Source organism: Neobacillus drentensis (genome assembly GCF_036962765.1).
In the GTDB taxonomy this organism is placed as follows: domain Bacteria; phylum Bacillota; class Bacilli; order Bacillales; family Cytobacillaceae; genus Neobacillus; species Neobacillus drentensis_C.
In genome coordinates, this window is sequence record NZ_JBALOS010000111.1 from 1 (window position 1) to 7920 (window position 7920).

Annotated in this window: 10 protein-coding genes and 1 pseudogene; 3 read left to right on the forward strand and 8 right to left on the reverse strand. The window is 34.7% G+C overall.

Features of this window, described 5'->3' with window-relative positions; all coding sequences use genetic code 11:
• Nucleotides 1-116 precede the first annotated feature (116 nt).
• From V7137_RS14685 to V7137_RS14705, 5 genes and pseudogenes are all read right to left on the reverse strand, one after another.
• Nucleotides 117-534, reverse strand: a pseudogene (locus tag V7137_RS14685) (NUDIX domain-containing protein).
• Between the two features lie 171 nt (nt 535-705).
• Complete coding sequence (locus tag V7137_RS14690) at nt 706-918, reverse strand: hypothetical protein (RefSeq protein WP_335698780.1); 213 nt, start codon at nt 916-918, stop codon at nt 706-708.
• A 245-nt stretch (nt 919-1163) separates the two neighbouring features.
• Nucleotides 1164-2042 (reverse strand): serine/threonine protein kinase, encoded by an 879-nt coding sequence (locus tag V7137_RS14695; protein ID WP_335698781.1) that lies wholly within the window; start codon nt 2040-2042, stop codon nt 1164-1166.
• 105 nt (nt 2043-2147) lie between these two features.
• Complete coding sequence (locus V7137_RS14700) at nt 2148-2594, reverse strand: GrpB family protein (RefSeq protein ID WP_335698788.1); 447 nt, start codon at nt 2592-2594, stop codon at nt 2148-2150.
• A gap of 247 nt (nt 2595-2841) precedes the next feature.
• Nucleotides 2842-3162, reverse strand: coding sequence for a hypothetical protein (locus tag V7137_RS14705; RefSeq protein WP_335698782.1), 321 nt, complete (start codon nt 3160-3162; stop codon nt 2842-2844).
• 718 nt (nt 3163-3880) lie between these two features.
• Here V7137_RS14705 and V7137_RS14710 point away from each other — a divergent pair.
• Together V7137_RS14710 and V7137_RS14715 are read left to right on the forward strand one after the other, a co-directional pair.
• On the forward strand, nt 3881-4366 hold the full coding sequence (locus V7137_RS14710) for a DUF2975 domain-containing protein (protein ID WP_335698783.1): 486 nt from the start codon (nt 3881-3883) through the stop codon (nt 4364-4366).
• A 10-nt stretch (nt 4367-4376) separates the two neighbouring features.
• Nucleotides 4377-4592 (forward strand): helix-turn-helix domain-containing protein, encoded by a 216-nt coding sequence (locus V7137_RS14715; RefSeq protein WP_335698784.1) that lies wholly within the window; start codon nt 4377-4379, stop codon nt 4590-4592.
• 262 nt (nt 4593-4854) lie between these two features.
• Here the strand turns inward: V7137_RS14715 and V7137_RS14720 are convergent, their stop codons facing one another.
• The 3 genes from V7137_RS14720 to V7137_RS14730 all read right to left on the reverse strand — a co-directional run bounded on the left by V7137_RS14720 (nt 4855) and on the right by V7137_RS14730 (nt 7103).
• Nucleotides 4855-5199, reverse strand: a complete 345-nt coding sequence (locus V7137_RS14720; protein WP_207196621.1) for a short-chain dehydrogenase — start codon at nt 5197-5199, stop codon at nt 4855-4857.
• Nucleotides 5200-5590: 391 nt separating this feature from the next.
• Nucleotides 5591-6259: a DNA alkylation repair protein gene (locus V7137_RS14725; RefSeq protein WP_335698785.1), complete on the reverse strand. Its 669-nt coding sequence runs from the start codon at nt 6257-6259 to the stop codon at nt 5591-5593.
• Between the two features lie 280 nt (nt 6260-6539).
• Nucleotides 6540-7103, reverse strand: a complete 564-nt coding sequence (locus V7137_RS14730) for a GNAT family N-acetyltransferase (protein ID WP_335698786.1) — start codon at nt 7101-7103, stop codon at nt 6540-6542.
• A 426-nt stretch (nt 7104-7529) separates the two neighbouring features.
• Here V7137_RS14730 and V7137_RS14735 point away from each other — a divergent pair, with 426 nt between their 5' ends.
• Nucleotides 7530-7823 (forward strand): hypothetical protein, encoded by a 294-nt coding sequence (locus V7137_RS14735; protein WP_335698787.1) that lies wholly within the window; start codon nt 7530-7532, stop codon nt 7821-7823.
• The last annotated feature ends 97 nt before the right edge of the window (nt 7824-7920 follow it).

Sequence of the window (7920 nt, forward strand, 5' to 3'; positions counted from 1 at the left end):
GAAGCATCGCACCCGTTAGTTCAACAAGAAAAAGTTATTTTTGAGAAAGATTTTTTAACCATTGTTCATTCCACTGAAAATATAATTCACTTTTTTCCCTATGTAAAAATAAATCTTTAGGGTAAAGCAAGTTCAGGCATATTACTTGAACTAAAATATTGAAGGTCATCCGTTTCGATATCTATTGGGCTTAGTTCACCACTTTGAATAACACATTCAAACATAAAGAAGTTATACTCCACTTGATGACCATTAGGATATTTGTAACAAAAGTCTTTCCCACCAAATACGCGTAATAACTTTTGAGGCACAACATATAGTCCTGTCTCTTCCCATACTTCACGAACAACTGCTTCGGCATGCTTCTCCAAGTTCAATTGCATCAGCAGGGAGACTCCACTTCTCGCCATTTCCTTTGTTTTGTAATAAAATTTCTGCCAAATCGTTTCGAACAATCCCTACTACACTTGGCATAAAAATTAGTTCATTACCGACCTTTTCTCGAAGTTTTTTATAACAATCCGACATTCCCATTTTCAAACCACCTTGGGTTATTTATTTCTTTATAAATTCTCTCCGATATAAAAAATCACCAGTTTTTCTTCTACTAAACTGCTTCATTAGCACAAAAAGAAAAGCTGCCAAATTGACAGCCCTGATCCTTAACACTTGCACCCGTTAGTTTAAGTGAAAATCTTCACAATCTTAATCTTCGATGTTTACCAGTTCTGCTTTGACAATTTGATATTTGCTCAATACAACTTTTTTCCCGTTGTCATCTTCCACAGCAATAAGATGTGCTGCGATACCTGAAAGTTTCCATTCAAGCGAACCTTCGATTCGAATGTTTTTGAGCAGTTCACCGTTTGTTAATGTAATATGGTAGATATGAACCTTCTTATCATCCTTCTTATTCAAAATGCACGCTTCCTCCTCTTGTAATACTAATGATCTGATATGTATTTCTTCGTTCACACCGCGAATCCCTTCAATTTCCCTTTATTTTTATTCCATAAAATGGCCTGATTGTGGAAAAAGAGTTAATGCCTTCTTGTTCAACTAAACTGCTTCGTTAGCACAAAAAGAAAAGACCGCCGCAGCGATCTCCGTACTTAAACACTTGCACCCGTTAGTTTAAGTACATTTGTTCACAATCTCTTAGTTTAAGATAGATAATTATTAGATGCTGATTCCCACGCTAAGAAGAATTCTTTTACTGTTGAATATCTGTCGTTTTTATCTTTTTCAACTGCCTTCAATGCTACTTCGTAAAGCTCCTGATCTGCATCCCACTTTAAGATTGAACGGTCAAGATCTCCACCTAACAATCCAAATGCGATTGCTCCCATATTAAATACGTTAGTTCTTTCATCAATTTCAGCACCCAATTCAAACTCTTCTGGAGACATAAATCTTGATGATCCCCATAGTCTTCCCATTGTATTTATAAATGGTTTTTTCTTATAAAAATCAATATCACAAATCTTTGTGCTATTGTTCTCGAAATCATATAAAATACTTCCATCATAAAAATCAATAGCAACATAATTCTGCTTCTCCACATATACATGGAATTCAAAAATACATTTCAGTGATTCTAACCGAAATTCAATTGGCAATTGTTTAAAGCGAAAAAATGGTGAATCAGGGTGTGTATATTTCTCTGGAGGGGGAAAAGACCAATGAGAATGAAGACATTCCCCGTCAAACCAATCAAATACTAATGCATATCCCTCAGCAACTTGGAAATGATTTATTAATTTTATTAAATGTGGATGCTTCAACTCTTCATAAAGAGGAATTGAATTCATTAATCTTGATATTGCGTCTTCAGGTTCTCCTAAATACTCTAAAGTTCTTGCCCCTGCATACTTCACAAACTTTTTAACACCGTCTTTTTCAATTCCAAAAGATATATTACCAGAATCTTGTTCATCAAAAACACAAAACACTTTACCAAGATTTCTAAGCCAATCAAAATCATGTTTTTCTTTTAAGTAAAATGAAACACTGTCTAAATTTATTGCTTTCGTCTCTCCCATATAAAACCTCCATTTATTATTCAAAATAACTTAATCTGTACTCTATAAAAAATCCTTCTTTCTCCGTTAATCTGCTACATTATTGAAATAGCTCTGTTCCTTAACTCAAGCACCAGCAGCCCATTTTTTTGCTTTCAGAACTAATCCATTTACAAAATGCTCTTTACCTTGTTGATATTTATGAATATCGTCAGGATATAGGCTGGCTAGCTTTATTTTTAATTCCCCATAATCTTGAGCGTCTTGTGGATGATTTATTAAATATTCTTTAAAATTTAAATGTGTTTTTATATTTTCATCCCCTCCTTGGAAAATGTGTAAATGATGGGTTCGCTTCTCATTTCCTTTCGGAAAGTACCTTCTTCCAATTATTCCATTCTCGCCTCTAGGTTCATATCCTAGAGTCTTTATTTGTTCATTATAAATATCCACTTGTTCAATATTTTTAACAACTAATAAAATGTCGATTATTGGTTTCGCATAACATACTGTCTGAACAGATGTACTTCCAATATGATGTATTCCAATATGTTCTTTCTTAAAAATTTTAATTAATTTTCGGCTTCATCTTCGTACGATTGGCTCCATTTTTCTGACCAAGGAAGAATTTCTGTTTTCCTCAAAAAATTGCCCCCCAAAATATTTCCTATTCACCTTAAATATTCTATCTTTATCAAAAACCTCCTTCTTCCTCTAACCTGCTAACGTTAGTGGAACAAAAAAAGGTTGCCGCAGCAACCCATCTTGAACTCTTGCACCCTTTAGTTGAATAAGAATTTTAATTTAAGGGTGGACTATATCAAGGACCAGTACCAACTGAAGTGACTTTATAACCTTCTTTGTATTTTTTTACATAAAAAAGTGGGGGAGTATCTCCAACCGGATTATTACGATCATGCCAAATTACATAATAGAGATGACCATATTCTGGGTCATCAAACTGTTCGTCTTTGGGAATAGCAAAAAAGCTTTGATATGTATATCCTTCTTGGTAAATATACGTACGGATAGCTGCTTTTGCTGTGTTATTATCGTGAATAACAGGTGCTAAGACCGGTGGTAACACAAGAATTAGTGCAATGACTAGTAAAAATATAAGTACGAAATTAGCCTTTTTCATTTCTATCCCCTTCATCTGTATAATAATACCGTGACTATTATTATTAAGAATATTCTAAGTAGAATCAAACATTATAAACTAAATTTATGGGGGGTTATTTTTTATGCAGTTTTTCAATGGTTTCAGCGTTTTTTACATAAATTCGACAAAACCCTTCGGTGTTTTTTTACAAAAAGAACCCACTTTCATTTTTATTCACCTTTCATAAGGTCGTATTTTGAGTCAATGTAAAATAAAACGATAGCCAATTGAGCCAATCTATTTAACTAACCTGCTTCGTTAGTCGAATAAGAAAAGGCTGCCATATTGACAGCCCGATCTTCAACTCTTGCACCCGTTAGTTTAAGTACAATGTTTCACAAAACTACTCAATTACCACTTATTTATTACATGAATGCTGCCCGTCTATATGAGAGCAAGAGATGACTCTTCCACAAATTCTATTTATTCTCTTGCTCTAGCTTATATAGATCTTGATGATTTCTCTCAAAAGAATGCAAGACTTCGCTTCTCTTTCTCTCCTCAACCACCAACAAAGAATGATACGGAGCCTTATTCGGAATATTTGAATGCCCTCCATGAATTTGATCGAAGAAACAAGTATATCGAAGGACTTCATGTAACAATAATAATACAATAAAAAACAATACGAATTTATTGTAAAACGATAAATCATATGATAAAATCATGTTGTCATTAAATAAGTGAGGTGTTTTTAATGAATGTTAAACGAGGTTCAACCACTTTCTTAAAGGTAATTATTTTTCTGACTGGAATCCCAGTTCTTGCATTGTGCATATTTTTGGTGCCTAAGATCGGAAATTTTGCTGGAGAATTGTATCCAGATATTGCTTATATGAAATATCTCGTTTTCATCGTGATGTATGGAGCTGCTGTGCCTTTTTACTTTGCTCTCTATCAGGCTTTCAATCTTTTACGGTACATTGACGAGAACACAGCGTTCTCGGAATTATCTGTAAAGGCGTTAAAGAGCATAAAGTGCTGTGCGTTTACAATCAGTGGTTTGTATGTATTAGGTTTGCCACTCTTTCGTTTTATAACGAAGAATATGGACCCTCCTTTTGGAATATTGGAACTCATCATCATTTTTGCTTCGTTGGTTATCGCCGTTTTTGCTGCTATCCTCCAACAGCTTCTACAAGAGGCGATTAACATAAAATCAGAAAATGATTTGACGGTCTGAGGTGGAGTATATGGCAATGATTATTAATATTGATGTGATGTTAGCAAAGCGAAAAATGAGCGTAACGGAGCTTTCGGAGAGGGTTGGAATTACTATGGCGAATATTTCCATCCTGAAAAATGGGAAAGCCAAAGCGGTTCGTTTATCAACATTAGAAGCGATATGTAAGACTTTAGATTGCCAACCAGGTGATATTTTGGAGTACAAAAGCGACGAAGACACATAATAAAAACAGACAACTACTTTCTTCAACCAACGGGATTAGATAGCGAAATTAAAATGAAGGGATAGCGATTAAGCTATCCCTTCACTGCGTTTATTATTGTTATTTAATTAGAGAATTCCATTGAGAATTACATTGATATTAGTGACAAAAAATGTGATGTGATTTGCAATGTTTGCACCTCAAAAGGGAACCCGTTAGCCGCAGCCATCCCATCTTTAATATTAGCACCCGTTAATTTAGATAAGATAAAAAACAAAAAGGCTTATATTCCAAAGTGTATCATGTATTTATTTTCCTCTTTAGCCTGAAATATTTTAGAAGCTAACTCATTAAGTTCAGCAGATTTTTTATACATCGTTGAAGATGTAATCACATCATAAAACATTGATAAAGAATCAGGTGGAATAATTGTAATTCCCCAGTAAGCTAGCCCAAACTCTGGGCGTTCAAGCGAATGAAAGTAGGTTCTCATAATAGATAAATGCTCATTTAAGTGATTAATAATTTCATCATCAACAGAAATACATTTATATTTTTGTGGTTCATAACCAATATTTCTTTTCAGATTTTCGATATTATCAATTATTCCAAAATCATGAACAGGCATTATTATCGACCTCCTGATACATAGTATAATGCTTATTGCAGTAAACTGCCCCTTTAGTTGAACAAGAAAAAAGCCTTACTCCTTATTGAAGTAAAGCACCCTTTAGTTGAAAAAGGTTGATAACCATAATTATCATCCTTTTAGTTTTTCCTGCTGAACAGTATCGTTGTACTGCGCAGCTGGAAAGTTGTTCTTCTTAAAGATAAGCGCCCTACAGATCAAAAAGAGATAGTGGGTTAATCCTTTACATCTTCCTTGCATATTTCACTAACTAGCTGCCATAACGCGTTGATTTCTTTATTTTTCGGTCCAAGCCTATTACAATTTTCATATTGAGGCTTTGAATTCCTTTATTTTTTGCATTAAACCCTAATAAATTTTTCAGAGGTAACTAATTATTATGTCGTTTGTTTACTTCAATCGTAATGAACTCCGGCAAATAGCTGGGAGTACATCCTTTTGCTACTATTTCATCTTTGTAAAGACCCGTTTTCTCACCAAGTTTAATACAACGTGCACGATTCTTTTCATCATAAACGCCTATCCAGCCTGCGGTGAAATTCATAGCCCATTGAACTTCCGGTTCTTCCTGAGTAATATTAGCTTCTAATGCAGATAGCAAGTCTGCGGTGTTATCAAGCGGTGTTTGTCCAGTCCATCTCAATCGCCCTTGATAATACCAGAAAGCTCGCCTTTGAAGAGCAGAAGGACTATTTTCCCATGACTCCATCAATGCAATTTTCTTCTTGTCTTTGGTGAGCTGATTAGCCATTAACCAATCCATTAAGTTATTTCGCTCATCAAAAGTGTGAGTCTGCATATCCTTATCAAGCTTATTTAGCACATCTTGTGAAAGAAGTTTTTTGTCCATAATTAAGATTGCTAATAGTCTGGGCAAAAACTCTTCGGTTGACCAAAGTTCCATAGCTAGTTCGTGATCTTTTTTAATGTCCTTCGCGATTTTTCGTAAGTCGCCTAGCTTAGTTTTACTATTGATCTGAGGTAGAATGTTTTCTGCTTTTGAAGAGCGTTTTATTTCTGTATCTTTTTTTTCATCCATTTTATACAACTCCTTTATTAAAGCACTGTTTCATAATATGTCCTTGACGGGATATATCAAGAACTTAATTTCGTTATAAGTCTTATTGCAGTGGTGTGCCTCCAAAGTTTAACTTTTTTAATATTGTAGCATATATCGTATTAAAGCTTTCTCCACCTGTAATAGAAGAGCAACCATCTTTAATATAATAATAACATTTACTTCCTTTTAATTGGATATGAAAAGAGCATTCCTTTTTAAAGAAACGCCCCCGTTAATTTAAGTGTAATTGTTCACAATGTTACTTTACTATAGAATAAACACAAGTGTCAGTCAGTTTGCTGCCATCAGCGGATAAATCATCATTTCTTAAAGTACCTTCCAATACAAACCCTAGTTTTTCTGGGATAGCACGACTCTTAAGGTTTGTTGATTCACACCTTATTTCAATTCTTCTAAATTTGAAATAATTTAAGCCGAAGTCAGCCAATTCCTTCACAGCTTCGGTCATATATCCATTACCGCTATATTTTGTATTAATCCAGTATCCAATTTCACACTTTGGGATGTCCCAGTTAATCCCATGGAGGCTTGTAGTTCCAATAAATTCACTGCCACCTTTATCAAAGATAAGAAAACGAAAACTCTCTCTTTTTAAAAAATTTATATGAGCATTCCTTAACATGATCTCCGTTTCTTCAACAGTTGGAGGTTCCTGGAAAAGTGACAACCACGATTTTAATTCATAAAAGGAGTCTTTAATTGCTTGGCTCACAATTTCACCGTCGCCAGCTTGTAGTGGTGCTCGAAGAATTAGCCTATCTGTATCTAATTTTAAAGGAACATCTAACAACAAAGGGTTCATTTGATTTTTCCTCTCTTTGAACTTTTTAAATTAATAATGAAAAGTAATGAAATAAAAAAACTTTCACCTCCGAGAAATAAATCTTTAGAACGAGAGTTGAAACTTCGTGGCACCACCTCAGTTTGGTGCTACGTCACCATAAGTGGAGTTTTCTGAATATTGTATTCTCGCAAGTTACTCTTGTCAAGAAATTCCTTGTTGAATTAAACTGCTTCGTTAGTGAAACAAGAAAAAGAGCCGTAGCTACGACTCTTTGTTTCGCTCAAGCACCCGTTAGTTGAACAAGAAAAAATGGCTGCCGATAAGACAACTATATCTTGAACCAACATATAGTGAGTAAAACTATTTCAGCTGGGTAGTATATGTTTGGGATGGTGTGCTTTCATCATTAGCATATTCCCCATTAATAAACAAGGAAGTGAATAGATGAATCAGAGTAACGAACGCAATAACTTTGAAGGAAATGTAGAAGAAAGTGGCAACAATCAAGCTGGTAGTAATGCTAATCAAGGTGCGAGTGACTTTGGTGAAGCAACAGGAACTTTTAATGGAGCCGTTGCGGGTGCTATGATAGGTGCTCCATTTGGACTAATTGGTACTGTAATAGGCGGTGTTTCAGGCGGTGCTATTGGTAACCAGATCGTAGAGGGGGCTGAAGTCGATGACAAAACAGCTTCCAAAAATCGTGATGAGAGGAATAATAACTCTATAAATAAGTAGCAAGCACTTTACAAAAATGTATTTGTGTTAATCTCACCAAAAAAGGACCGTCAAAAAGACAGTCTTTTTTTTCACTAAAGCACCCGTTAGTTTAAGT